We start from the raw sequence: 24,067 nt of genomic DNA on the forward strand, positions 1-24,067 counted from the left end.
CTGATGCCTCGATGGTCGCCTCCAGGCGCGCCGCATGGGACGGCGCACGCAGTTACCCGGGAGGGCCGAAGGCTCCCACTCCTCGCCGCAGGCGCAGGACGCCCGCCCTCGTCGCCGGTGTGAAGGCCGCGCTCACGGTGCTGAGCGTGGCGCTGGCCGGTGTGCTCGGCGCTCTCGCGGCGGGCTCCGTGGTGATGGCCCGGAAAGTCGTCACTCCCGCGCGCCGGCAGGCCGACACCCGCATCCTCGCGCTCGACACGGCCGCCCAGACGATCACCCTGTCCCGCACGGCCGACACGGAGCTCCCCGGACGCTACGGGCTGTTCACCTCGGGCACCTCCGACTACATCAAGCTCGGCTCCGTGCTCTCCGAGGACGCCTCGAGCGTCAAACGCAAGCTCCTGACCCATATCTCCGCCGACGCCCGCCTCGCCCCCGAGGCGGCGTTCAGCGGCTGGTACTACGACCACCCCGAGCAGCTGCATCTGCCGTTCACCCCGGAGCTCATCGGCTCCACGGTGGGCCCGTGCCCGGCGTGGCAGTTCCCGGCAGGCGATGGAGACACCTGGGTCATCCAGGTGCACGGGCGCGGCACCACACGGGCCGAGTGCCTGCGGGCGGTGCCGGTCTTCCATGCGCTCGGCATCACCTCGCTCGTCGTGTCGTACCGCAACGACGGCGAGGCGCCCCGCAGCCGGAACGGCACGTACGCGCTCGGGGCCACTGAGTGGCGCGACGTCGACGCGGCGGTCGGATTCGCGCGGCGACGCGGCGCACGCCGGATCATCGTCATGGGCTGGTCCATGGGTGGCGCGATCGCCCTGCAGCTCGCGCTCAACTCTGCGCACGGCGATGTCATCGCAGGTCTCATCCTGGAGTCGCCGGTCGTCGACTGGCGGATCGTGCTCGACTTCCAGGCGCGGGTGGAGCGCGTCCCGGGCCCCGTCAGCCGCCTCGCGATCGAGGCGCTCCAGGCCGAATGGGCGTCGCCGCTCACCCGCACCGGCGCCGCCATCCGCCTCGATCGGCTCGATGTCGTCGCGCGGGCCGCGGAGCTGCGGCATCCGATCCTCATCCTCCACAGCGACGACGACGGATTCGTGCCGTCGGACGCGTCCCACGACCTCGTCGCCGCCCGTCCGGATCTCGTCGAGATGCAGGTGTTCGAGGTCGCTCGGCACACCAAGCTCTGGAACTACGACCAGGAGCGCTGGACCGCCAGCATCGGCACGTGGCTCGCCGCCCACGGGATCGTCGCGGACTGACCCGACCTGTCCGGCGTCAGAGCGCCGACTTGGCGCGCACCTGACGCTGGGCACGCAGGAGCATTCCGGTCATTCCGGAGATGCGCAGTGGCGACACCACTCGCGTGAGGCCCAGGGTCTGCGGGAAGTCGCCCGGCACCGCCAGCACCTCGGCCGCCGAGAGGCCGGTGAGGCCCTGCGCCAGGATGCTCGCGAACCCCCGGGTCGTCGGCGCTTCGGGAGGAGCCGTCGCGTGCATCGCGACGGCTCCGTCAGCATCGACGTCGACGACGATGAAGACGGGCGACTGGCATTCGACCACGCGCTCGTACAGCTCGGGGTGCCCCTCATACTCCGGGGGCATCGCCGGAAGCTCGTAGGAGTACTCCAGCAGCAGCTGCAGCCGATCGGGTTCCGGCAGCTCGAGGAACTCGTCGCGGATCTCGGCGAGACGGTCGGGCAGGACGGCTTCGGTCATCTCCGCCATCTTCCCATGACACGGATGCTGCGGCTCAGCGTGCCGGGGCTTCTCCGGGCTCCGCACCCGCCACGATGGGCACGCGCACGGCGCTGCCCCACTCGGTCCACGACCCGTCGTAGTTGCGGACGTCCTCGAAGCCCAGGAGGTGCTTCAGCACGAACCACGTGTGGCTCGACCGCTCGCCGATGCGGCAGTAGGCGACGATCGCGTCGCCGTCTTCGAGCCCGACCTCGCCTCTGTAGATCGCGTCCAGCTCGGCGCGGGGCTTGAAGCCGCCGTCCTCGGCGACGGCGCGCGCCCACGGCACGCTCTGTGCGGACGGGATGTGCCCGCCGCGCAGCGCGCCCTCTTCCGGGTACGCCGGCGCGGATGTTCGGGATCCGTCGTACTCCTCGGGGGAACGCACGTCGATGAGAGGCCCCTTGCCGAGGTGCGCCAGCACGTCATCCTTGTAGGCGCGCAGCACGGAGTCGTCGCGCTCGACCACCGGGTACTCGGTCGGCGCCGGGGTCGAGGCATCCGTCGTGATCGGTCGTCCTTCCGCGATCCACTTGTCTCGCCCGCCGTCGAGGAGGCGGACATCCTCGTGCCCGAACAGCGAGAACACCCACAGCGCGTACGCGGCCCACCAGTTGTTCTTGTCGCCGTAGATCACCACGGTGTCGTCGCGGGAGATTCCCTTGCGGCTCAGAAGCTCGGCGAATCCCTCGCCGTCGACGTAGTCGCGCACGACGGGATCGTTGAGCTCGGTGTGCCAGTCGACCTTCACCGCGCCGGGGATGTGGCCTGTCTCGTACAGGAGCACATCCTCGTCGGACTCGACCACGACCAGGCCCGGCTCGCCCAGGTGCGCCTCGAGCCAGTCGCCCGTCACGAGCCGCCCCGGCTCGGAGTACTCGGCGAACTTCTCGGACGACGTGTCGGTCTCGACGGTCATGGCATCTCCTGGATTCGGGTGCGAGTTCGGCGGCTGTCATCCGCCGTCAAGCGAGGGCGGGCGCGCACGGCTGACGGTTAGGGTTGAACCGTCGCCTCCGACCCTAGATTCCCGGGCGGGGCCGCACAGCCCCTCTGTAAGACTCCGACACAGGATCCGCATGACCGTCTCCGCCACCCGCACCGGCGTCGTCCACCTCGCGGAGCGCGCTCCGCAGCTCGCCGGCGCCGAGATGGTCGCCGCGCTGGTCCCGCCGCCCCAGTTCGCCGACGCGACGTTCGACACGTATCGCGCCGACCCGGCCTACCCGTCGCAGCAGCAGGCCAAGGATCTGCTCCAGGCGTTCTCGGGCGCCGCGGCACCCCTCAAGGGCGGGCTGTTCCGTCGCGCCAAGCGCCCGGAGCTGAAGCCCGGTATCTACCTCGACGGCGGCTTCGGCGTCGGCAAGACCCATCTGCTCGCCTCGGTGTACCACGCGATGCCGGCGCGCAGGAAGTATTTCGGATCCTTCATCGAGTACACGGCGCTCGTGGGCGCTCTCGGCTATCAGAACACCGTCGAGCTGTTCCGCGGCGCGGATCTGCTCTGCATCGACGAGTTCGAGCTCGACGACCCTGGCGACACCATGGTGATGACGCGGCTGCTGGGCGAGCTGGTGACCTCCGGGACACGGCTGGCCGCGACATCCAACACCCCTCCCAACGCCCTCGGCGAGGGCCGCTTCGCGGCACAGGACTTCCTCCGCGAGATCCACGCCATGGCCTCGAGCTTCCAGACCATCCGCATCGACGGCACCGACTTCCGCCACCGCGCGGTCGACGGACACGCCGTCGTGCTCGACGAGCCGCAGTATGAGGCGGCGATCGCGGATGCTGCCGCGACGGGGCTCGCGTCGGACGACACGTTCGACGCACTCATCGCCCACCTCGCGCACGTGCATCCGTCGCGCTACATCCGCCTCATCGAGGGGCTGGCGGTCGTGGGACTTCGGGATGTGGCCCCTTTCACCGACCAATCGGCGGCGCTGAGATTCGTCGCGTTCATCGACCGCGTCTACGACGCAGAGCTTCCGATCCGCGCGACCGGGACCTCGCTCGACCTCGTGTTCCCGGAGGAGATGCTCGCCGGCGGCTACCGCAAGAAGTACCTGCGCGCGATCTCGCGGCTGGTCGCGTCGACCCTGGCGTGACACCGCGCGGCGTCACCGCCGATTCGCGGCCAGCATTCGGCGCGCCGAAACACGATGTTTACGTGCGCACCCCTTGCGTAACGTTCGGGAAACACGGCCTGTCCGCCCGCCGAAACGGACGGTCGCCACACTGAGGGAACCCGACGCTATACCTGCGTCCCTGCAGAGAGGTTCTCTTCGAGATGGATCAAGGCAACACCGCATTCATCCTGATAGCGGCAGCACTCGTCCTGTTGATGACGCCAGGACTCGCGTTCTTCTACGGAGGTCTCGTCAAGGCCAAGAGCGTCATCAGCATGATGATGCTCAGCTTCGGCGCAATGGGCCTCATCGGCGTCCTGTGGGTCGTCTACGGCTACGCGATCGCGTTCCCCGGCTCCGAAGGCCTCGTGCCGCCGTGGTCGATCGACTGGTCGGCGATCGGGCTCGAGAGCCTGCTCGAGGTGCCGGAGGGCGCCGCCTACCCGCCGCTGGCGTTCGTCGCGTTCCAGGCCACGTTCGCCATCATCACCGTCGCGCTCGTCTCGGGCGCCATCGCCGACCGCGCCAAGTTCGGCTCGTGGATGATCTTCGCGGCGATCTGGGCGACGATCGTCTACTTCCCGGTCGCCAGCTGGGTCTTCAACTTCGGCCTCGCCGATGATGGCAGCTTCGCCTACGGCGGCTGGATCACCTACGGCATGCAGGAGTGGTTCGGCGTCGGCGCGATCGACTTCGCCGGTGGAACCGCCGTCCACATCAACGCCGGTGCGGCGGCCCTCGCCCTCGCCCTGGTCCTCGGCAAGCGCGTCGGATTCCAGAAGGGCGTCCACGTTCCGCACAACCCGCCCTTCGTCCTCCTCGGCGCCGGTCTGCTGTGGTTCGGCTGGTTCGGTTTCAACGCCGGCTCCGAGCTCGCCGCGGACGGCACCGCCGCCCTGGCGTTCGTGAACACCATCGCCGCGCCCGCCGCAGCACTCCTGGCCTGGCTGATCGTCGAGAAGATCAAGGACGGCAAGCCCACCTCGGTCGGCGCCGCCTCGGGCGCCGTGGCCGGTCTCGTCGCGATCACCCCGGCCTGCGCCTCCCTCGACCCGATCTGGGCCATCGTGCTGGGCCTGCTCGCCGGCGCCGTGTGCGCCCTGGCGATCGAGCTCAAGTACAAGTGGGGCTTCGACGACTCGCTGGACGTCGTGGGCATCCACCTCGTCGGCGGCCTCCTCGGCACCCTGTACCTCGGCTTCTTCGCCTCGAGCACCGGCCTCTTCTGGACCGGCAACGGGACGCAGCTGCTCGTGCAGGCGATCGCCGCGTTCGCCGTGCTGATCTACTCGTTCGTGCTCGCCTACGCCATCGGCTGGATCATCCAGAAGACCGTCGGCTTCCGCGTCAAGAACGAGGACGAGGTCGCCGGTATCGACACCGTCGTCCACGGTGAAGAGGGCTACGTGCTCGAGGGCACTCGCGCCTGACACACGGCACCCGCTCCCAAAGGGCGCCGCGGTTTCCCCCCGGACCGCGGCGCCCTTCGGCGTTCCCGGGCGCCGACCGCCGGCGATCCTAGGATGGCGATCGTGACACAGCGAAGCGGGCTGCGCGGCATCCTGAGCAGTATCTTCCGACCCCGCCTCACGCGAGGTTCCTCCAGTCCGCCCGCGCCGGCGCCCGCAGACGGCCGCAGCGGACCGACGGCGACCGTGGAGGTGCCGCCTCCCGGCAGGGGAGCGCTGCGCATCACCTACGCACCCGATCACGACGGCGACCCCGACGCGGGCGAGATCATCTGGACGTGGGTTCCCTACGCCGAGAACGACGGGCGCGGCAAGGACCGCCCGCTCCTCGTGATCGCGAGGCAGAGCGCCGATCGCGTCTACGCCGTCCGCCTCACGAGCAAGCCGCACGACGGCGACCGGGACTTCCTCGCCCTCGGAACGGGGGACTGGGATTCGCAGGGACGCCCGTCGTGGCTCGACATCGAGCAGCTCTACAGCGTGCACCGCGACAGCATGCGGCGGGAGGCCTCCGCTCTCGATCGGAACCGCTTCGCCCTGGTCGCCGACGCCCTCCACCGCCGCCACGGCTGGGAGGTCGGCAACTGACGAGAGAAGGCCCGATCGCAGTCGCGACCGGGCCTTCCGTGGTGGTGGGCGATACCAGACTCGAACTGATGACCTCTTCCGTGTGAAGGAAGCGCGCTACCAACTGCGCCAATCGCCCGTTCCCCGAGGGGGACGAGTAACAACCTTACCGGATGCGGGACGGTGCCTCGCACCACATCGGCGAGACACGCGCGGGGTGCACTCGGTTTTGCAGGACGCCCAGGATCGGTTAGAGTCTTTCAAGTGCCCGGGTGAACAACCCGGGAACGAAATGCGGATGTAGCGCAGTTGGTAGCGCATCACCTTGCCAAGGTGAGGGTCGCGAGTTCGAGTCTCGTCATCCGCTCGAGTGCAGGGATCCCCTCCGGGGGATCACGGCACGTGGGGTCAAACCACACGCGGTGGCGTGGCCGAGCGGCTAGGCACCGGCCTGCAAAGCCGTTTACACGGGTTCGAATCCCGTCGCCACCTCCACTCGAACTGAATAGCCCCTTCACGGGCGCGATTGGCGCAGCGGTAGCGCGCTTCCCTGACACGGAAGAGGTCACTGGTTCGATCCCAGTATCGCGCACCACCTGAAAACCCCCGCCTCGGCGGGGGTTTTGTCACTCGCGGCTCTCAGCGGACCTGCTCCGCCGGGTACACATCCCTGATTCGCTCTCGGAAGAATCTGCCCGCGCTGTCGGCTTCGCGCAGCCCCCGGTGCACCGATGGGGGGACCGCGAAATAGCGGTACACGTCGCCGGAGGTGAACTCGAGTTCGAGCACCGCCGTGCCGGCGTCGTACCCGGCCGACGCGATCGCCGCGGAATCCAGACGGTGTCGTCGCACGGCCTCAGGCTACGTCGGCGCGGAGCGAGGTTCGCCCGACACGCGCCGTTCACGCGTTCAGCTCGGCGAGGATCCGCGGATACACGTCGATGTGGGCGCGCGCGCCGAGGAAGACGTCGGCGTGGCCGTACCCGCGGAGCACCGTGAGCGAGTGCCGCCCTGGCTGATGCCGTTCGAGGTACGCGTGGGTCTTCCTCTGGCTGTCGGGCAGGAACGCGCGGTTCTGCGCGCCCGCGAACAGTGCGAACCTGGCGTGGGTCTGCGGTGCGACCGCCGCGAATCTCGGGGGGAGTCCGCCCTTGGGCCGGAGGGACACCAGCTGGCCCGCGCGGTCGGATGCCGCCAGCTGGGCGTAGAAGCTCATCGGCACGCGGCCGAACTCGGTCGCGACCCAGTCGTGGGTCGCGGCATCCAGATTCGCGTGCCGCCAGAGCGCAGGATGCCCCGATCCGAGCGCGAAGCTCGCCATGTTGCAGCTCGCATTGGTGCACTCGGCATGCCACACGCGCACCGCGTTCCGGGTCACCCGGGCGAGCGCGCCCTCGGGGCCGTCCCGCCAGGGAACGTCGACGTACGACTGCGTGCGCTGCATGAGCGGCCGCAGCGTGTGCAGCTTCACGCGCGCGAACGGCGGCATCACCGGGTGCAGCGACACTCCGTTCGACACGATCACCTCGACCTCCGGCACGAGCCCGCTCACCGCCGCCATGCTGAGGGCCGTCGATCCCTGACAGTGCGCCACCGCGCCGAGGGACGAAGCTCCGGTCTGTGCGAGCACGTGGCGGACGGCCGCCGGGATGTCGTTGAGCGCGACGTCGTCGAGCGTCCAGGGGCGCGGGTCGAGGTCGGTCGAACCGCGCCAGTTGAGCATCCACACGTCCCAGCCGTCATCGAGGAGCACGTCGACGAGCGTGCGGGCGAGGGGAGGCCGGAACGATTCCGCTCGCATCGCCACACCGTGCAGCAGCAGGATGGGGCCCTTGGTGGGCTCGGTGTCGGTGCGCACCCGGATGAGGGTGATCGTCACGCCGTCGCCGGCGTCGATGAAATGGACCTCGTCGTGGTGCCGGAAGCGTGCCGTGGCCCTCACGATGGTTCCTTCAGTGCGGGCGACGACGCCGCCGCGGGGACGGACCCGGGTGCGGGGGGACCCGGGCGCAGATAGACGTCCTTCATCGATCCGGCGAAGAACGCTCCGAACCGCGCAATCGAACCGAGCGCACCCGACCCGGAACCGCGGAAAGTCGTCAGCTGACGGGCGAAATCGAGGGGCAGGATGCGCAGGATGCCGGCGCCGATCACGTCGGCCGGCGCATCCTGTGCGCCGTTCTCACCCGGCGCGACATGCCCGCGCATCAGGGTGATGTAGAGGGTGGACGTATCGGTCCACATGTCGAAGCCTCGGTCGTTGCGAACGGTCTTGAAGCCGTACATCGTGAGCGGCTGCCCGGACATGTCGCTGAACCACAGTCGGTAGCGCATCTCGCGGGTGAGTGCGGCGTCCGCCGGCACGAAGAGGTTGGCCCAGCCGCGCTGCACCGGCAGCGTGCCGCCCAGTAGATCGCAGTCGACGTACCCCTCAGCGATCGCGGTGTGGTCCTCGCCGGCCGCGAACCGCTCCACGTCCGGTGCGGTGATCGTGAGCTGGAACATGAAACGGTGTGCGAGCTGGCGCCCGAGCTCCCAGCCGGCCAGAGGGTCGGTCTCGCCGAGAGCGACGTGGCCCTTCATCTTCTCGGTGAACTCCATGCCGCGGCCGGAGGTCGGTTCCACGGGCGCCTCGACCATGGCCGGCGGCTCCGGCTCGGCCGCTCTGCGCCGTATCGGCCTCGGCTTCTCGAGAACGTGCTCGATCGCCCGGTCGGCCATCGCCGCGATCGTAAGCGAGGGATTGGGGCCGACCGGGCCGGGCACGGCGGAACCGTCGACGACGAACAGCCCGGGGTGGCCGAACGACTCGCCCCAGCTGTCGACCACGCCCTCCTGGGGTGCACGGCCCATCGGCGCCCCGCCCAGCGGGTGGACGGTGACGACCCGCTTCGTCCACCACAGCGGGTTGTCGCGGAACTTGCCGCCCAGCGCATCAGTGAGGCCCTGCATCGTCTCCCGCATGGCGTCGAAGTACGCCTTGCTGGTCGCGGTCGTCCACTCCACGTCGATCTCCCCGTCCACCAGGGTGATGCGCCCGTCAGGGGTGTCGCGGCCCATGCCGAGCAAGGGGAGCGAGCTGGAGGTCAGCCGGCCCTGCCCGACCAGCTTGGCGACTTCGGCGGAGATGGTGGACTCGTTCTTGTTGGTCAGACGATGCGCGACGATCTGAGAGACGACGCTCGCCGCGCGACGCATCGACGCCGTGACCTGCGCCGTCTCGACGAGCCAGCTGGTGAACTCGGGGAAGCCCGCCTCCTGCACGTAGTACCCACGCCCCTGGCCCTCCTCGTCCAGTCCGTCGGGCTTGCGGATCGCGGTCGTGATCACCGGGCCGTACGCAGGATCGATCATGCGCGTGTGGCCGGCCTCAGTCGTCGACTGCGCGCCGAAGCAGAAGGTGAGCAGGTCGCCGTTTCCGCTGAACCGGGTGCCCAGCGCGCGTCCGAGAGCGGGCAGACCCACGCGGTTGCGCAGCAGCAGGGCGGTCGTGCCGAACGTGCCGGCACCGAGGAACAACTGGTCGCACGTGATCCGCAGATGTGTGCGCTCGTGACGTCCGCTCGCGTCGGGCTCGCCGTAGCGCACGTAGCGGACTTCGTAGCCGCCTCCGTCGAGCGGCGTCACGCCGTAGACCTCGCAGACGGTGCGCAGGTCGGCCCCGTGCGCGGCTGCGGCCGACAGATAGTTGTGGTCGAGCGTGTTCTTCGACCCCTCGTTGCAACCGATATCGCATTCGCCGCAGAGCCGGCAGGTCAGTCGTGTCGCACCGTGCAGATTTCCGTAGGACGGCTCGTCGACGACCTGCTTCGGGATCGCCGGGGCGCCCGGCCGCGACGAGAACGACACCGCGAGCGGGGGAGAGAACGCCTGGAGTCCCATCGCCTCCGCGGCGTCGCGCAGCGCCCGCGCCTTGGGGAGGTCGGTGTATGGATTCGGTGAGGGTGTCATCATCGACTCGACGGCGTCGTAGTGCCGGTCGAGGTCGTCCCTGCCGATGGGCCAGTGCTCGTAGCCTCCGCCCGGCAGCGGCGAATCGTGCACGAACCAGCGCTCGTCCTTGCGCAGCAGCACGTTGGCATAGATGAGCGAGCCGCCGCCGAGGCCGGCCGACACGATGCCCTCGAGCTTGCGGAAGGACCGCACGTCGAACAGGCCGAGCATCTCGTCCTTCGGCTCCCAGAACGCCCTGCTCATCTCGTACGGATTGCGCGCGAAGCTCCCCGGCGGGTACGCCCGCCCCCGCTCGAGCAGGACGACGGAACGGCCCGCCTCGGCGAGGCGGTAGGCGCTGACGGATGCCCCGAAACCGGAGCCGACGACGACGGCATCGACGTGCTCGGCAACCGGCATCTCAGGCCGCCCCTCTCCGGGAAGCGCCACGCTCTGCGTCGTTCTGGTGCTGCGTACGGATCATCGACTCCCTCTCTGCGGGCTCGGCGACACACTCGGTGGAGACGGTCGTACACCGGAGGAGTCCATCGCGCCGCAGGAGATACGTCGCCGAACCACCCCCCTCGGCACTCAAACTAGTGATCCGGACGACGGCGCCGCAACGGATGCGGCGCCCTGTCATCCGCTGGCGCGAGCGGTCGCCGGGAACATATCCGGGCGGGATGTACGAAGGATGGCCCGTGGGTGCTCTCCATCACTATGATTCGGGCAGATCCACGGACGTGCCCTCCCGCGTTAACAGCCGGCTACGAGGAGACCCAAGGTGCTCAGACGCTTCTACGCAAGGATCAACCGCACGAGGCCTTGGTATCGGCTCCCCTTTCTTCTGGGTCTGTTCAACCTCATCGCACTGCGTGACGAACTGCGGGAGGACAACCTCGTCGACACACGCACTCCCGGCGGCGTGGGCCGCACTCCGGGTGTGACGTCAGCGACGGCAGGCGAAGAACGACGACGGTTCCGCACCGCCGACGGCTCGTACAACGACCTGAGCGACCCCGACATGGGGCGCGCGGGCACGCGGTTCGCGCGCAACGTGCCGCTGGAGCATGCGTGGCCGGCCGAGGGGGACGAGCTGATGACGCCCAACCCGCGCGAGGTCAGCCGGACCCTGATGCGCCGCGAGACGTTCACCCCCGCGACCTCGATCAACCTCCTCGCCGCCGCATGGATCCAGTTCCAGACGCACGACTGGTTCGCGCACGGGAGGGAGCCCGCCGACGTCATCGAGATCGACGTCGCCGAGGGCGACGACTGGTTCGAGAACCCGATGCGGATCCCGCGCACGAAAGTGGACGACACCCGCACGGACGCCGATCGCGACCTTCCTCCCACCTTCGTCAACAGCAACTCGCACTGGTGGGACGCGTCGTCGATCTACGGCAGCACGCCCGAACGGCGCGAGCAGGTGCGCAGCCACGTGGACGGCAAGCTCGTGCTCAAGGACGGCAATCTGCCTCTCGACCCGGCGACGGGCGTCGCCCTCACCGGGTTCAGCGAGAACTGGTGGGTGGGTCTGGGCCTGCTGCACACCCTCTTCACGCTCGAGCACAACGCCATCTGCGATCAACTGAAGAAGGACTATCCGGGGATGACCGAGGATGAGCTCTTCGGCACCGCGCAGCTTGTCGTCTCGGCGCTTCTCGCCAAGATCCACACCGTGGAATGGACTCCCGCGATCATCGCGCACCCCGTGCTCAAGGTGGCGATGCGAGCCAACTGGTGGGGGCTCGCAGAGGAGAAGCTCCACCGCATGTTCGGACGTCTGAGCAAGAGCGAGGTCATCAGCGGCATCCCCGGCTCCGCGTTCGACCACCACGGCTCGCCGTACCAGCTCACCGAGGAGTTCGCGGCGGTCTACCGTCTGCACCCCCTCCTTCCCGACACCCTCGAGGTCCACTCGCTCGACGACGGCACGCTGGTGGACAGCATGGAGTTCCAGGAGATCATCCTGCTCAATGCGCATCGCGTGCTCACCTCGGGCGCGAGGGTCCAGGACCTCTGGTACTCGTTCGGGGTGCAGCATCCGGGAGCCGTCCAGCTGCACAACTTCCCGCGCTGGATGCAGGACCTCACGCTGCCCGACGGGCTCCGCCTCGATCTCGCGGCCCTCGACATCATGCGCGACCGAGAGCGCGGTGTGCCGCGGTACAACGAGTTCCGGCGGCAGCTGCATCTGAAGCCCGCCGAGACGTTCGACGAGCTCACCGACAACCCCGCGTGGGCGAGGGAGCTGGAGGCCATGTACGGGGACATCGAGAAGGTCGATCTGCAGGTCGGCATGCATGCCGAGACGCCGCCACCGGGATTCGGGTTCAGCGACACGGCCTTCCGCGTCTTCATCCTGATGGCGAGCCGCCGGCTCAAGAGCGACCGGTTCATCACCGACTGCTACACCGAGGAGTACTACACGAAGACCGGGATGCAGTGGATCGCCGACAACACGATGACCTCGGTGCTGCTCCGCCACTACCCGCAGCTCGCCCCGTCGCTGGAAGGGGTCAAGAACGCGTTCGCCCCGTGGAAGGTCCAGACGGCGACGCACGCCACCACGCCCGCCGCAGACACGGCGCACGCGACGGCGGTGACGGGGAAGTGACGCGCAAGCCGCTGCCCCCGGGACGCTTCGGGCTGCCCTGGCTGGGCGAGACCCTGTCGATCCTCCGCAACAACCACGGGTTCTACAAGGACCGCGTCGAGAAGTATGGCCCGATCTTCAAGACGAGGCTGTTCGGGAACAGCTTCGTGATCTTCTCGGGGCACGAGGCGTTCCACACCTTCGCGACCGACGAGCGCATCGTGCGCGGCGACGCGGACCCGATCTCGGCGGAGCAGATCTTCGTGAACTCGCTCGCCCTGATGGACGGTTCCGAGCACCACCTCCGCAAGTCCGTCATGCTCCGCGCGGTGGGCTTCCGCTCGGCGATCGCGTCGTACCTTCCGACGATGCAGGAGCTGCTCCAGCGCACGATCGACCCGTGGCTGACCAGCGGCACGGGCGACGACCTGCGGGCGGACCTGCAGCGCTTCGCCGCGCGGCTGACCGGTGCGCTCTACACGGGCGACCGCAGCGAGGAGCACGCGGCAGAGCTCGACCGCCACCTCGCGAACATGCGCGATGCGTTCATGACGCTGCCCGTGCCGATCCCCGGCACGAAGTACGGGAAGGCCATCGCGGGTCGTAAGCGCCTGGACGAGATCATCGGCGAAGCACTGGAGAAGCACCAGCGGGGCGGCTACGACGACATCGTGTCGCGGATGATGGTCGCCGCGACCGACGCCGACATTCCGGTCGATGCGCTGCGCGGCGACATCCGCCATCTCATCTTCGCGGGGCAGGGCGGCTACTTCGTGCCGCTCACGCTCACCACGATGATCGTGGGTCAGCACCCCGACATCATGGAGCGCGCCCGTGCGGAGGTGCTGGCAGTCTCGCCTGACGGACCGGTGACGATGGAGCAGATCGAGAGGATGGAGTACCTCGAGCAGATCTCCAAGGAGGTGCGCCGGTACTTCGCGATGAATTCGGCGACCTTCTTCGGGCGCGTGCAGTCCGACATGGAGGTGGGCGGGTACCGCATTCCGAAGGGATGGGGCGCGATGGGCGGCATCCACATCAACATGCGCAACCCCGACGTCTTCCCCGACCCCGACCGCTTCGACCCCGACCGCTTCGAGGCGACCGCGGAGGCGGCGCTTCCACCCGGAAGCTACGTGCCGCATGGCGACGGTCAGAGCACCCACCACCGGTGCCCCGGTGAGAACATCGTGACGGTCGCGGTCAAGATGTACCTCACGCTCCTGCTCCGCAAGGCGCAGTGGTCGATTCCCGAACAGGATCTGACGCTCACCAACGAACTCTTCCCGCTCCCGGCGAGCGGCCTCACCGTGAGGTTCCGCGAATATGTCGCGGTCGCGGGGTGACGCCGGCGGCCGCCGGGCCGCGGCCCGTGGCATCGGCGGGCTCGTGCCGCTCACGCGGCTCATGGTCTTCGGCTCCCGGCTGCCCCTCACGCGCACGCCCGGCGAAGCCGGGCTCGGGTTCGAAGAGGTTGTCTTCGAGGCGACCGACGGCGTCGAGCTGCGGGGATGGTTCGTTCCCGCGGGACCGGAGCCCGCCCCGACGGTCGTCTGGGTTCACGGATGGCTCTGGAACCGGCTGGGCAACGTCGCAGGCCTCGTGCCCTTCCCCGACCGCGACGTGGACTTCCTTCCCGCCACCGAGGCGCTTCACGACGCGGGGTTCCACGTGCTCATGTTCGACCTCGCGAACCACGGTGAGAGCGGGGCACGGCGTCCGCTCACCTTCGGGCCATGGGAGGCCCGGGACTTCGCCGGTGCAGTGGCGTATGTCCGGTCGCGGCCTGACGTCATCCCCGACCGCGTCGGAGCGATCGGCATGTCGGCCGGCGGCAACACCGTCCTGTACGGCGCGCCCGGTGCGCAGCCGATGAAGGCGCTCCTCATCGTGCAGCCGACCAAGCTCACGGTCTTCAACGAGCGGTTCGCGCGCGATCGGCTCGGCCGGTTCGGATCCCTGGCGGCCCGGTCGATGGACCTGCTCTACTTCCTGATGCGCGCGCCGCTGCCCAGCCGGCAGGATCCGGCCATCCCCGCACGCCGCATCGCTGACGCGACGGTGCAGTACGTCCAGGGCGTCGGCGATCCCTGGGGCACGATGGAGGTCGTCGAGAACGTCTCGGCGGCGACTCCGAAGTCGCTGGGTGTCGTCCGCTACCCGTCGCCGCCCGGCCGCTACGAAGGCTATCGGTACGTGATGGACGACCCCGCCGCCGTCGTCGCCTTCTTCCGCGCCCACCTCTGAGGGCACAGCCGGGCGGCCGCAGCATCTCCGCACGGCCCCGATGGCCACCCCATCACCGGGTCAGGGGTGCCAGAGCCCGTCGTGGGCCGCCTGGCGGGTGTACTGACGCGGGTCGAAGAAGCGGTCGTAGTACTCGAGTTCGAGGTGCGAGAACTGCAGCCACATGCCGGGCGTGTAGAACGCGTCCACGTGGGCGGGGAACCGGCCGTACGTGTCCCAGATGTAGTTGCAGATCTCCTTGGTGTAGGCGATCTCCTCGGGGCCGAATCTCGTGCCCTTCGCGAGGAACGCGCGCGCGTCGTCGGAGTTGCGGTACGCGCTCGAGAAGACCTTCTCGTTTCCATATGCCGGTCCGGTGGCGCTGTACTTGGACTCGACCACCCGATCGACGGCTTCGTCCATCGACGAGACGTACGGGGGAGTCAGGCCCTCCAGGATGCCGTCGATCCCGACCGGGTTCGGCTGGGACGCCGGCACCGGCGGCCACCTGTGATGCTTCTTCGGCTCCTCGAGCCGGAAGCCGAGGCCATGCCATCCCTTGGCGTCATCCTGCTGCCAGATGTACGGCGGGAACACGGAGCCGTGGATCCAGCCGCCGAGGCCCATCGCCTGGCCGAGCAGCATGAGGTTCTGGAAGTAGAAGAACGCCTCGTAGTCGGTGCGCAGCGTGTTGCCGAACCCGAGGGGTGCCTGGCTCTGCTTGTTGAGATAGCCGCTGCGCACGCGGTCGAGCCCGCCGATCGGGTGGTAGGGGATCTTCGGCCCGATGCCGAGTCCGCTTGCGATCTTCGCGATCCACTCGACGGCGTTCTTCGGGTGGAAGCTGCGCCAATCGTCGAGGAAGAGCGGGCGCATGCCGCCCGGCTCGGTCAAGAGGATCAGGATCGCGTTGATGTACTGCCACGTGCAGTCGACGACGGGGAAGAAGACCGTCGTGCCCGGGGTGTTGGAGGCCTGGTTGTTCCAGCCGAGGTAGTACGGCCACTCCCGCGGGAAGTCCAGACGCCGGTCCGACACACGCACCAGGCACTCGTCGGCGGCACTGATCCAGTCGGACTCCGTCCAGTCGCCCCATTTGGGCGGGAGGTCCTTCAGCAGCTCGAGCGCGCGCTCCCCGCGGGGGCTGCGCAGCAGGAAGATGCCGTCGTCGTTGATCATGAAGAAGTGCGTGGCCTGCGCGTTGTCGGCGCTGCTGCCGGTCCGGGCCATGATGTTGAGGAACGGAGTGCCGAGTTCGTCGAGCCCGTTGTTCTCCACGAGCGGGCCGTCGTGGGTCGTGATGCCGGTGATCCCTGTCACGCACGTGATGAGGATCGCCTCCTCGAGCTTGCTCAGCGGCGCCGGAGCGTTGTGGCTCTCGTGGCTGAGCGGACCCGCGTTCACCGAGAAACCCCGGGGGATGCGGCGCGTACGCCGCTCCGTGAGTGCGGACAGGAACGGATACCCCGCAAGATCAGCGAGCGCCGGGTGGGTCGCGGAAGCCGTGGCGTCGGTGGCCGGGGACGGGTCGATCGATGTCATGGCGCTCTCCTCGTTCTCGTGTCAGTTGTGCAGGTCGAGCCGGCCGGTGATCACGGGATAGACGTCGCGCGCGGCATCCTTCCCGATGAAGCAGTCCATGTGGGCGTAGCCGGGGATGACATCGCGGGTGTAGAACTCGTCGCCGTTGCGCTCGCGCAGCACGTCATAGGTCATCTCGCTGCCCTCGGGGAGGAACAGGCGGTTGTCCGCGCCGTGGAGGAAGGCGATCGGCAGGCGGAGCCCCGACACGTCGTCGAGGTAGTCGTGCTCGCCGTCGGCGCTCACGGCATGGTCCTCGCGCAGGATCCTGGTGATGTGGCGCAGCGTGGTCATGTTCGCGACGCCGAACGCCTCCTCGAGGTGGTCGTGCGTCGCTTCGTTCAGCTGCGCGTGGTCGTACACCTCGCCGTACATGAACATGACGCGCCGGCAGAACGGGCGCTCGCACGGCTCGTCGCCGGAGGGGTACATCGCGAGCGCCTTGTCGTAGAGCGTCTCGCCCCATGAGGGGTCGTCGTCGAACTCCGTGGTGAGGGTATCGAAGCCGAGCGCCTGGAGGATGTTCCCGGCGTAGATCCCGGCGCGCAGCTCGTTGAGGCTGCCACCGCGAGGGTGCAGCGTCACCTGTGACGCCACCGCCGATCGCACGCGCTCGAGTCCGAGCCCGAGCGCCATCAGCATCGTGAGGGATCCGACGCAGTGCGCCACGATCTGCACCGACTCGGCTCCCGAGACCTCGCGCACCGTGGCCACCGCGGCCGGGTAGTCGTAGGCGGCGATGTCGTCGAGCGTGAACTGCGTGCCGCCCGAGGGCAGCGCGGGGCTCGCCCGGTAGTCGAGCACCCACACGTCGTAGCCGTGCTCGTACAGGTACTCGGGGAAGTTCGTGTCGGTCGTGTCGATCGTGTAGGCGAGAGCCGACGTGCCGAACCCCGGGGTCAGGATCACCGGTCCCTTGGTCCCGCCCTCGAACCGCGTCAGGCGCAGCGTGACCCCGTCGGCGGTGTCGAACTCGTGGATCGTCGGCTCGCCGCAGCGCAGCGGCCGTCGAACGCGGTCCTCGGGAGTATCGGCCGCCGTCGAGGCGGTCGGGTGCTCGCTCATCTCGACCCCCCAGCATCAGCCGTACGGAGATCGTCGCGGCGAGGCGGGACCGGCCCACGGGCGACGACGGAGTCAGCATATTGCCCGGCAAGCGCTCTCGTCACGAAGTTCAGGAGTCTCACCGGGGACCCCTGATACCCGAGGTACGAGAACCACTGGCTAGACTCGTCGCGTGGAACTCGTCTGGTCGTCCGCCGCAACGGCAGTGCAGACCGACACGCGAACGCTCGGCGCCTGAGCGGGCGGGGCGCGTCGTGCGCCCGAAGCTGAGTAGCCTTGACCCCGAGCCATTCCCAGGAGAGTTTCCGTGACCGACGCTGTGCCTTATCCCGCCGACGGCTTCGCCCTGTTCCCCGACCGCTCCGTGGTCGCCCTTCGCGTGAACGGCGAGCTCAAAGACCTCGCGACAGTGGTGGAGGAGACGGATGCTGTGGAGCCCGTCACCATCGACAGCCCCGACGGCCTCGCGATCCTGCGCCACTCCACGGCGCACGTCCTCGCCCAGGCCGTCCAGCGCATCAACCCGCAGGCCAACCTCGGCATCGGGCCACCCATCACCGACGGCTTCTACTACGACTTCGGTGTGGAGCACCCCTTCACCCCGGAGGACCTCAAGGCCATCGACAAGGAGATGGCACGCATCATCCGCGAGGGCCAGCGCTTCGTCCGCCGCGTCGTCAGCGACGACGAGGCGCGCGCCGAGCTCGTCGACGAGCCGTTCAAGCTCGAGCTCATCGGGCTGAAGGGCGGCGCAGCCGAGAAGACCGAGGGCGCCTCCGTCGAGGTCGGCTCCGGCGAGCTCACCATCTACGACAACGTGGACCGCGACGGCCAGACGGTCTGGAAGGATCTCTGCCGCGGACCGCACCTGCCGAACACCCGGATGATCGGCAACGGCTGGGCGCTGCAGCGAATCGCAGGAGCGTATTGGCGAGGCAGCGAGAAGAACCCGCAGCTTCAGCGCATCTACGGCACTGCGTGGCCGACCAAGGACGAGCTGCGCGCCTACCAGACCCGCCTCGAGGAGGCTGCCAAGCGCGACCACCGCAAGCTCGGCAAGGATCTCGACCTCTTCTCGTTCCCCGACGAGATCGGCTCGGGCCTGTCGGTCTGGCACCCCCGCGGCGGCGTGGTCCGCGGCGAGATGGAGCAGCATGCCCGCCGTCGTCACATCGAGGGCGGCTACACCTACGTCTACACGCCGCACATCTCGAAGGAGGATCTGTTCCTCACCTCGAACCACCTCGTCACCTACAAGGAGGGGATGTTCCCGCCGATCCACCTCGACGAGGAGCGCGACGAACACGGGCAGATCACCAAGCACGGCCAGGACTACTACCTGAAGCCGATGAACTGCCCGATGCACATCCTCATCTACAAGGAGCGTGCGCGCAGCTACCGCGACCTGCCGATGCGCCTCGCCGAGAACGGCACGGTGTACCGCAACGAGCTGTCGGGTGCGCTTCACGGCCTCACCCGCGTGCGCGGCTTCACCCAGGACGACTCGCACCTGTTCGTCACTCCCGAGCAGCTCGAGGGCGAGGCGACCCGTGTGCTCGAGTTCGTCATCTCGATGCTGCGCGACTTCGGCCTGGACGACTTCGAACTCGAGCTGTCGATGCGCGACGACGAGAAGGACAAGTGGATCGGCTCGGACGAGTTCTGGGAGTACTCCACCAACGCGCTGCGCAACGTCGCGGTCGCGAGCGGGCTGAAGCTCACCGAAGTGCCCGGCGAGGCGGCGTTCTACGGTCCCAAGATCGACCTCAAGACCCGTGACGCCATCGGCCGCACCTGGCAGCTGTCGACGGTGCAGGTCGACCCGAACCTGCCCGAGCGCTTCGAGCTGGAGTACACGGACCGCGACGGCCAGAAGAAGCGGCCGATCATGATCCACCGCGCGCTGTTCGGCTCGATCGAGCGGTTCTTCGCCATCCTGCTCGAGCACTATGCCGGCGCGTTCCCGGTGTGGCTGTCGCCCGTTCAGGTGGTCGGCATCCCCGTCGCCGAGGACTTCGCCGACTATCTCGGCGGGGTGATCGATCAGCTGAAGGCCGAGGGCGTGCGCGCCGAGCTCGACCACTCGGACGACCGCATGCAGAAGAAGATCCGCACCCACACCACCCAGAAGGTCCCGCTGCAGCTCATCGCGGGCGCGCAGGACCAGGCCGGCGGCACCGTGTCGTTCCGCTTCCGCGACGGCTCGCAGGAGAACGGTGTGCCCATCGCCGACGCGGTGCGGCGTGTCCGCGACGCGATCGGCTCGCACGCGCTCGTCAACACGGCGGAGGACTTCTCTTGACTCCCGTCGACGAGGCCGGGTCGGGCGTCGCGCAGACGGATGCCGCGGACCCGGCCCTCCTCGACGCCGCCACGCTCGCGGGGGTGCCCGATGAGTTCCAGCGCCTGTGGACGCCGCATCGCATGGCGTACATCCAGGCAGGACCCGAGGTGCTGCGCAAGGAGTGCCCGTTCTGCGAGGCGCCGCGCAAGTCCGACGAGGACGGCCTCATCGTCTTCCGCGGCCGCACGGCCTACGCTCTGCTGAACCTCTTCCCGTACAACTCGGGGCATCTCCTGGTGTGCCCGTACCGCCACATCGCGACGTACGACGAGGCGACCGACGAAGAGGTCGCCGAGATCGGGCTGCTCACGCAGCAGGCGATGCGGGTGCTGCGTCAGGTCTCCCGCTGTGACGGCTTCAACATCGGCATGAACCAGGGTCATGTCGCCGGTGCCGGTGTCGACGAGCACCTGCACCAGCACATCGTGCCGCGGTGGGGTTCCGACGCCAACTTCTTCCCGATCATCGCCAAGACCAAGGCCCTGCCTCAGCTGCTCGGCGACGTGCGCCGCGCGATCTACGACGCCTGGCACGCGTGAGGTGAGGGGAACGGATGCCGCGCCCCGCGGCATCCGTTGCCTGCGATCTTTCAGCGCACCCGCGTGACCTCGAACTGGAGGCGCGGGTTCGCGTAGGCGTCCTGCGACTCGACGAGCTGCAACTCGCGCTCGCCCGAGGCGTGGGTGCGCTCGAGCAGGTCGTAGACGCTCGACGTCGTGCGCGCGAGGGCGTCGGCAGCGTCGCCGGTCCGGCGGTAGTGCGCCGTGAAGAGCGCCGCTGTGACATCGCCCGAGCCGTTGGCCTTCATCGGGATGTGCGGGGTCTGCACGATCCACGCGCCCTCATCGGTGACCGCGAGCATCTCGATCGTGCCCTCGGCGCGATCCGGACGCTCGACGCTCGTGACCAGCACGGTGCTCGGTCCCATCGCGCGAGCAGCGTCCGCGGAGGCGAGGGTCGAGTCGAGGTGCGTCGGCTCGGTCTCGGTGAGGAACCCGAGCTCGAACTGGTTCGGGGTGATGATGTCGGCGGCGGGAACGACACGGTCGCGCAGCAGCACCGGGATCGCAGGGGCCACGAAGCAGCCCGACTTGGCGTTGCCCATCACGGGGTCGCACGCGTAGACCGCGGACGGATTGGCCTGCTTGACGCGGGCGACGGTGTCGAGGATGACATCGGCGATGCCGTCGCCGCCCTGATACCCCGACAGGACGACGTCGATCTGCGGGAACACGCCACGCTCCTCGATGCCGGCGACGACGTCGCGGACATCTTCCGGACTGATCATCGGGCCGCGCCACGCGCCGTAGCCGGTGTGGTTCGAGAAGTTGACCGTGTACACCGGCATCACCTCGACGCCGATGCGCTGCAGCGGGAAGACGGCGGCGGAGTTGCCGACGTGGCCGTAGGCGACCGCGGACTGGATCGAGAGGATCTTCACCGCTCGATCATGCCACTTCGCGCGTGACGAGCCGTCCACCGGCCGCACGTACGGCGGCGGCCACATCGACGGCGAGCCGTTCGGCGTCGGCATCGTCCAGGTCGTGGACGGTGAGGCGGAGGCGCCGGGAGGGCCCGGCGCCCGCGAGGGCGAAGTCGTCGCCGGCGCGCGCCAGCCAGCCGCGTCGCATGAGCTGCTCCGAGACGTCCCGCGCGGGAACAGGGAGCGGGATCCACAGGTTCAACCCGTCTCCGGCGCCCGCCGGCACGCCCTCGTTCGTGAGCCGCTCGACGAAGGCGGCGTTGCGCGCCGCGTAGTGTGCGCCCGCGCGCTCGATCGCCGCCATGGTCGCGGCATCCGTCACCAACGCGTGGGTCAGCCGCTGCAGCAGGTGACTCACCCACGTCGTACCGGGCGTGAGCCGGATCGCGAGCCGTTCCGCGGTCTCGGGATCGGATGCCGTCACCGCCAGGCACATGTCGGGTCCGAGGAATTTCGACACCGACCGCACGAGCGCCCAGCGGCGATGGCCGCGGGAGATCAGCGAGTGGAAGGGCTGCCGCGACAGGAGCGAGAAGTGGTCGTCCTCGATCACGAGCAGGTAGGGGTGCTCGCGAAGCACCGCGCGCAGCTCTTCGGCCCGGCGCGCGGAGAGGCTCGCGCCGGTCGGGTTCTGCGCGCGCGGCGTGTGGACGACGGCCCGCACGCCCTGCTCGATGGCGGACTGCAACCCCTCGACGGTCATGCCCTCGTCGTCGACGGGGACGGGGACGGGGCGGTAGCCGCCGATCCGCACGGTGTGGATGCTCGTGAGGAAGCAGGGGTCCTCGAGGGCGACGGCGTCGTCGCGGGTGAGTGCCTGGGCGAGCAGCCGTTCGACGGCGTCCGCGGCACCGCTCGTGACCGTGAGGCGCATGTCGGCGGCGGGGGCGAGCCCGTCGCGCATCCACTCGAGCGCCCAGCGCTCCAGACCCGGGTCGATGACCGGCTCGCCGTACAGGACAGGCCGGCCGGCCATCGCCGCGAGGGCGCCGGAGAGGTCCGGGATCAGCTCGGGGTCGGGGTTCCCTGTGCCGACATCGCGCAGCACGCTGCCCGCGGCGAAGCCCTCCTGGGCGACGGGGGAGAGGTCGGCGACGCGCGTGCCGCCCCGGCCCCGGGTGACGATCACCCCGGCCTGGGTGAGCTGGCGGTACGCCGCGACGATCGTGTTGCGGTTCACGCCGAGCTCGTCGGCGAGAGAGCGCACCGGCGGCAGGACGTCGCCGGGATGAAGGTCGCCGCGCTCGATGCGGGCCCGCAGGCTGTCGGCGATCTCGGATGCGGATCGGCCGCTGATGTCGAGATCCATGCCCGCCCTCCCTGTGGCCTCCGTCCCGCCGAGTGCAGGACCCCGCCCATGCTATCTTTTGGCCTAGGCCAATACCCGCATTGTCCTCACCTGTTGCGCCAGCGCGCGCCGATCGAAGGGAAAGCTCGTGACCACCGACACGGGAACCGACCGCGTCAAGCGCGGCCTCGCCGAGATGCTCAAGGGCGGCGTCATCATGGACGTCGTCACGCCCGACCAGGCGAAGATCGCCGAAGACGCCGGCGCTGTGGCCGTCATGGCGCTCGAGCGCGTGCCGGCCGACATCCGCGCGCAGGGCGGCGTGTCGCGCATGAGCGACCCGGACATGATCGACGGCATCATCGAGGCCGTCTCGATCCCTGTGATGGCGAAGGCCCGCATCGGCCACTTCGTCGAGGCGCAGGTGCTGCAGGAGCTCGGCGTCGACTACATCGACGAATCCGAGGTGCTCTCGCCCGCCGACTACGTGAACCACATCGACAAGTGGAACTTCACCGTGCCGTTCGTGTGCGGCGCGACCAACCTGGGTGAGGCGCTGCGCCGCATCAACGAGGGCGCCGCCATGATCCGCTCGAAGGGCGAGGCGGGCACCGGCGACGTGTCGGAGGCCACCAAGCACATCCGCAAGATCACGAGCGAGATCAACGTGCTGCGCTCGATGACCAAGGACGAGCTGTACGTCGCCGCGAAGGAGCTTCAGGCGCCGTACGACCTCGTGGCCGAGATCGCCGAGACCGGCAAGCTCCCCGTCGTGCTCTTCGTCGCAGGCGGCGTCGCCACCCCCGCGGACGCCGCGATGATGATGCAGATGGGCGCCGACGGCGTGTTCGTCGGCTCGGGCATCTTCAAGTCGGGCAACCCCGCGCAGCGGGCCGCGGCCATCGTCAAGGCGACGACGTTCTACGACGACCCCAAGGTGATCGCCGACGTGTCGCGCGGCCTGGGCGAGGCCATGGTCGGCATCAACGTCGCCGACCTGCCCGCGCCGCACCGCCTCGCCGAGCGCGGCTGGTGACGACGACACCACGCGTCGGTGTCCTGGCGCTGCAGGGAGACGTCCGTGAGCACGTGCGCGTGCTCACGGACCTCGGCGCCGAGGTGACCAGGATCCGCCGCCCCGAGGAGCTCGCGGCGGTGGACGGGCTCGTGCTCCCCGGCGGCGAGTCCAGCGTCATCGACAAGCTCTCGCGCGCGTTCGGCATGCGCGAGCCCGTGCGCGAGGCGATCGCAGACGGCATGCCGGTCTACGGTACGTGCGCCGGCCTCATCCTCCTCGCCGACCGGATCACCGACGGCATCGAGGGTCAGCAGACCTTCGGAGGACTCGACGTCACGGTGCGCCGGAACGCCTTCGGCAGCCAGGTGGACTCGTTCGAGGTCGACCTCGACATCCCGGCGCTCGGCGGGTCGCCCGTCCACGCGGTGTTCATCCGCGCGCCGCTCGTCGAGCAGTCGGGCGAGGGCGTCGAGCGGCTCGCAACCCTCGACGACGGCCGCGTCGTGGCCGTGCGGCAGGGCTCGCTCCTGGGCACCTCGTTCCACCCCGAAGTCACCGGCGAGCACCGCTTCCACGCGCTGTTCCTCGACATGGTGCGCGAGCGGGTCCGATGACGGGGCGC

General features: G+C 69.0%; 20 protein-coding genes and 4 tRNA genes. 14 read left to right on the plus strand and 10 right to left on the minus strand.

Annotated features, from left to right (window positions below):
• The first annotated feature begins 11 nt into the window (after window positions 1–11).
• Window positions 12–1,265 carry an alpha/beta hydrolase family protein gene (locus tag JNB61_RS02285; RefSeq protein ID WP_220338634.1) on the plus strand — a complete coding sequence of 418 codons (1,254 nt, stop codon included), beginning with the start codon at window positions 12–14 and terminating at the stop codon, window positions 1,263–1,265.
• 16 nt (window positions 1,266–1,281) lie between these two features.
• Here the strand turns inward: JNB61_RS02285 and JNB61_RS02290 are convergent, their stop codons facing one another.
• Both JNB61_RS02290 and JNB61_RS02295 read right to left on the minus strand, forming a co-directional pair.
• The gene (locus tag JNB61_RS02290; protein ID WP_159844175.1) at window positions 1,282–1,722 is read right to left on the minus strand and encodes a SufE family protein; all 441 of its coding nucleotides are present in this window, start codon (window positions 1,720–1,722) and stop codon (window positions 1,282–1,284) included.
• A 34-nt stretch (window positions 1,723–1,756) separates the two neighbouring features.
• A complete protein-coding gene (locus JNB61_RS02295) occupies window positions 1,757–2,662 on the minus strand; it encodes a sulfurtransferase (protein WP_220338635.1) in 906 nt (301 codons plus the stop codon).
• A gap of 160 nt (window positions 2,663–2,822) precedes the next feature.
• On the opposite strand from JNB61_RS02295, the gene zapE reads away from it, so the two are divergent.
• The 3 genes from zapE to JNB61_RS02310 all read left to right on the plus strand — a co-directional run bounded on the left by zapE (window position 2,823) and on the right by JNB61_RS02310 (window position 5,929).
• The gene (zapE, locus tag JNB61_RS02300; protein WP_220338636.1) at window positions 2,823–3,851 is read left to right on the plus strand and encodes a cell division protein ZapE; all 1,029 of its coding nucleotides are present in this window, start codon (window positions 2,823–2,825) and stop codon (window positions 3,849–3,851) included.
• Window positions 3,852–4,033: 182 nt separating this feature from the next.
• Entirely contained in the window at window positions 4,034–5,302 is a 1,269-nt protein-coding gene (locus tag JNB61_RS02305) for an ammonium transporter (RefSeq protein WP_220338637.1), read from the plus strand.
• Between the two features lie 102 nt (window positions 5,303–5,404).
• The gene (locus JNB61_RS02310; RefSeq protein WP_308289059.1) at window positions 5,405–5,929 is read left to right on the plus strand and encodes a type II toxin-antitoxin system PemK/MazF family toxin; all 525 of its coding nucleotides are present in this window, start codon (window positions 5,405–5,407) and stop codon (window positions 5,927–5,929) included.
• A gap of 42 nt (window positions 5,930–5,971) precedes the next feature.
• Here JNB61_RS02310 and JNB61_RS02315 read toward each other — a convergent pair.
• A tRNA-Val gene (locus tag JNB61_RS02315) sits at window positions 5,972–6,047 on the minus strand.
• Between the two features lie 155 nt (window positions 6,048–6,202).
• Here JNB61_RS02315 and JNB61_RS02320 point away from each other — a divergent pair.
• The 3 genes from JNB61_RS02320 (at window position 6,203) to JNB61_RS02330 (ending at window position 6,503) form a co-directional block, all read left to right on the plus strand.
• Window positions 6,203–6,275 (plus strand) — tRNA-Gly (locus JNB61_RS02320).
• A gap of 54 nt (window positions 6,276–6,329) precedes the next feature.
• Window positions 6,330–6,403, plus strand: a tRNA-Cys gene (locus JNB61_RS02325).
• 25 nt (window positions 6,404–6,428) lie between these two features.
• Window positions 6,429–6,503: transfer RNA gene (locus JNB61_RS02330), tRNA-Val, on the plus strand.
• A 44-nt stretch (window positions 6,504–6,547) separates the two neighbouring features.
• Here the strand turns inward: JNB61_RS02330 and JNB61_RS02335 are convergent.
• From JNB61_RS02335 to JNB61_RS02345, 3 genes are read right to left on the minus strand one after another with little or no spacing between them, the layout of a single operon-like run.
• Complete coding sequence (locus tag JNB61_RS02335; RefSeq protein WP_159844185.1) at window positions 6,548–6,760, minus strand: KTSC domain-containing protein; 213 nt, start codon at window positions 6,758–6,760, stop codon at window positions 6,548–6,550.
• A gap of 49 nt (window positions 6,761–6,809) precedes the next feature.
• On the minus strand, window positions 6,810–7,850 hold the full coding sequence (locus tag JNB61_RS02340; RefSeq protein WP_308289060.1) for an alpha/beta hydrolase: 1,041 nt from the start codon (window positions 7,848–7,850) through the stop codon (window positions 6,810–6,812).
• Entirely contained in the window at window positions 7,847–10,261 is a 2,415-nt protein-coding gene (locus JNB61_RS02345; RefSeq protein ID WP_220338638.1) for a GMC oxidoreductase, read from the minus strand. The genes JNB61_RS02340 and JNB61_RS02345 overlap by 4 nt, the downstream gene beginning before the upstream one ends.
• Before the next feature lie 364 nt (window positions 10,262–10,625).
• Between JNB61_RS02345 and JNB61_RS02350 the strand changes: the two genes are divergently transcribed.
• The 3 genes from JNB61_RS02350 to JNB61_RS02360 are packed head-to-tail and all read left to right on the plus strand — an operon-like array spanning window position 10,626 to window position 14,687.
• Complete coding sequence (locus JNB61_RS02350; RefSeq protein ID WP_220338639.1) at window positions 10,626–12,461, plus strand: peroxidase family protein; 1,836 nt, start codon at window positions 10,626–10,628, stop codon at window positions 12,459–12,461.
• Window positions 12,458–13,786, plus strand: a complete 1,329-nt coding sequence (locus JNB61_RS02355) for a cytochrome P450 (RefSeq protein WP_220338640.1) — start codon at window positions 12,458–12,460, stop codon at window positions 13,784–13,786. Before JNB61_RS02350 ends, JNB61_RS02355 begins: the two co-directional genes overlap by 4 nt.
• Window positions 13,767–14,687, plus strand: coding sequence for an alpha/beta hydrolase (locus JNB61_RS02360; protein WP_220287787.1), 921 nt, complete (start codon window positions 13,767–13,769; stop codon window positions 14,685–14,687). The genes JNB61_RS02355 and JNB61_RS02360 overlap by 20 nt, the downstream gene beginning before the upstream one ends.
• A 60-nt stretch (window positions 14,688–14,747) precedes the next feature.
• On the opposite strand, the gene JNB61_RS02365 is transcribed toward JNB61_RS02360, so the two are convergent.
• Together JNB61_RS02365 and JNB61_RS02370 are read right to left on the minus strand one after the other, a co-directional pair.
• The gene (locus JNB61_RS02365; protein WP_159844191.1) at window positions 14,748–16,208 is read right to left on the minus strand and encodes a hypothetical protein; all 1,461 of its coding nucleotides are present in this window, start codon (window positions 16,206–16,208) and stop codon (window positions 14,748–14,750) included.
• A 21-nt stretch (window positions 16,209–16,229) separates the two neighbouring features.
• On the minus strand, window positions 16,230–17,312 hold the full coding sequence (locus JNB61_RS02370) for an alpha/beta fold hydrolase (RefSeq protein WP_220338641.1): 1,083 nt from the start codon (window positions 17,310–17,312) through the stop codon (window positions 16,230–16,232).
• 307 nt (window positions 17,313–17,619) lie between these two features.
• Here JNB61_RS02370 and thrS point away from each other — a divergent pair, with 307 nt between their 5' ends.
• Together thrS and JNB61_RS02380 are read left to right on the plus strand one after the other, a co-directional pair.
• Window positions 17,620–19,614 (plus strand): threonine--tRNA ligase, encoded by a 1,995-nt coding sequence (gene thrS / locus JNB61_RS02375; protein ID WP_308291186.1) that lies wholly within the window; start codon window positions 17,620–17,622, stop codon window positions 19,612–19,614.
• Window positions 19,611–20,195 carry an HIT family protein gene (locus JNB61_RS02380; RefSeq protein ID WP_220338642.1) on the plus strand — a complete coding sequence of 195 codons (585 nt, stop codon included), beginning with the start codon at window positions 19,611–19,613 and terminating at the stop codon, window positions 20,193–20,195. Before thrS ends, JNB61_RS02380 begins: the two co-directional genes overlap by 4 nt.
• 50 nt (window positions 20,196–20,245) lie before the next feature.
• On the opposite strand, the gene pdxY is transcribed toward JNB61_RS02380, so the two are convergent.
• Complete coding sequence (pdxY, locus tag JNB61_RS02385; protein WP_220338643.1) at window positions 20,246–21,097, minus strand: pyridoxal kinase PdxY; 852 nt, start codon at window positions 21,095–21,097, stop codon at window positions 20,246–20,248.
• Between the two features lie 7 nt (window positions 21,098–21,104).
• On the minus strand, window positions 21,105–22,448 hold the full coding sequence (locus tag JNB61_RS02390; RefSeq protein ID WP_220338644.1) for an aminotransferase class I/II-fold pyridoxal phosphate-dependent enzyme: 1,344 nt from the start codon (window positions 22,446–22,448) through the stop codon (window positions 21,105–21,107).
• 127 nt (window positions 22,449–22,575) lie between these two features.
• On the opposite strand from JNB61_RS02390, the gene pdxS reads away from it, so the two are divergent.
• Window positions 22,576–23,463: a pyridoxal 5'-phosphate synthase lyase subunit PdxS gene (gene pdxS / locus JNB61_RS02395; RefSeq protein WP_159844199.1), complete on the plus strand. Its 888-nt coding sequence runs from the start codon at window positions 22,576–22,578 to the stop codon at window positions 23,461–23,463.
• Window positions 23,457–24,059, plus strand: coding sequence for a pyridoxal 5'-phosphate synthase glutaminase subunit PdxT (gene pdxT / locus JNB61_RS02400; RefSeq protein ID WP_159848671.1), 603 nt, complete (start codon window positions 23,457–23,459; stop codon window positions 24,057–24,059). The genes pdxS and pdxT overlap by 7 nt, the downstream gene beginning before the upstream one ends.
• Window positions 24,060–24,067 lie beyond the last annotated feature (8 nt).

This window comes from Microbacterium ureisolvens, from assembly GCF_019511645.1.
Lineage (GTDB): Bacteria > Actinomycetota > Actinomycetes > Actinomycetales > Microbacteriaceae > Microbacterium > Microbacterium ureisolvens_A.

Coding starts and splice junctions, on each gene's coding strand:
- JNB61_RS02285 (WP_220338634.1), top strand. CDS start 12: ATGGTCGCCTCCAGGCGCGCCGCATGGGACGGCGCACGCAGTTACCCG.
- JNB61_RS02290 (WP_159844175.1), bottom strand. CDS start 1,722: ATGACCGAAGCCGTCCTGCCCGACCGTCTCGCCGAGATCCGCGACGAG.
- JNB61_RS02295 (WP_220338635.1), bottom strand. CDS start 2,662: ATGACCGTCGAGACCGACACGTCGTCCGAGAAGTTCGCCGAGTACTCC.
- zapE (WP_220338636.1), top strand. CDS start 2,823: ATGACCGTCTCCGCCACCCGCACCGGCGTCGTCCACCTCGCGGAGCGC.
- JNB61_RS02305 (WP_220338637.1), top strand. CDS start 4,034: ATGGATCAAGGCAACACCGCATTCATCCTGATAGCGGCAGCACTCGTC.
- JNB61_RS02345 (WP_220338638.1), bottom strand. CDS start 10,261: ATGCCGGTTGCCGAGCACGTCGATGCCGTCGTCGTCGGCTCCGGTTTC.
- JNB61_RS02360 (WP_220287787.1), top strand. CDS start 13,767: ATGTCGCGGTCGCGGGGTGACGCCGGCGGCCGCCGGGCCGCGGCCCGT.
- JNB61_RS02365 (WP_159844191.1), bottom strand. CDS start 16,208: ATGACATCGATCGACCCGTCCCCGGCCACCGACGCCACGGCTTCCGCG.
- JNB61_RS02370 (WP_220338641.1), bottom strand. CDS start 17,312: ATGAGCGAGCACCCGACCGCCTCGACGGCGGCCGATACTCCCGAGGAC.
- JNB61_RS02390 (WP_220338644.1), bottom strand. CDS start 22,448: ATGGATCTCGACATCAGCGGCCGATCCGCATCCGAGATCGCCGACAGC.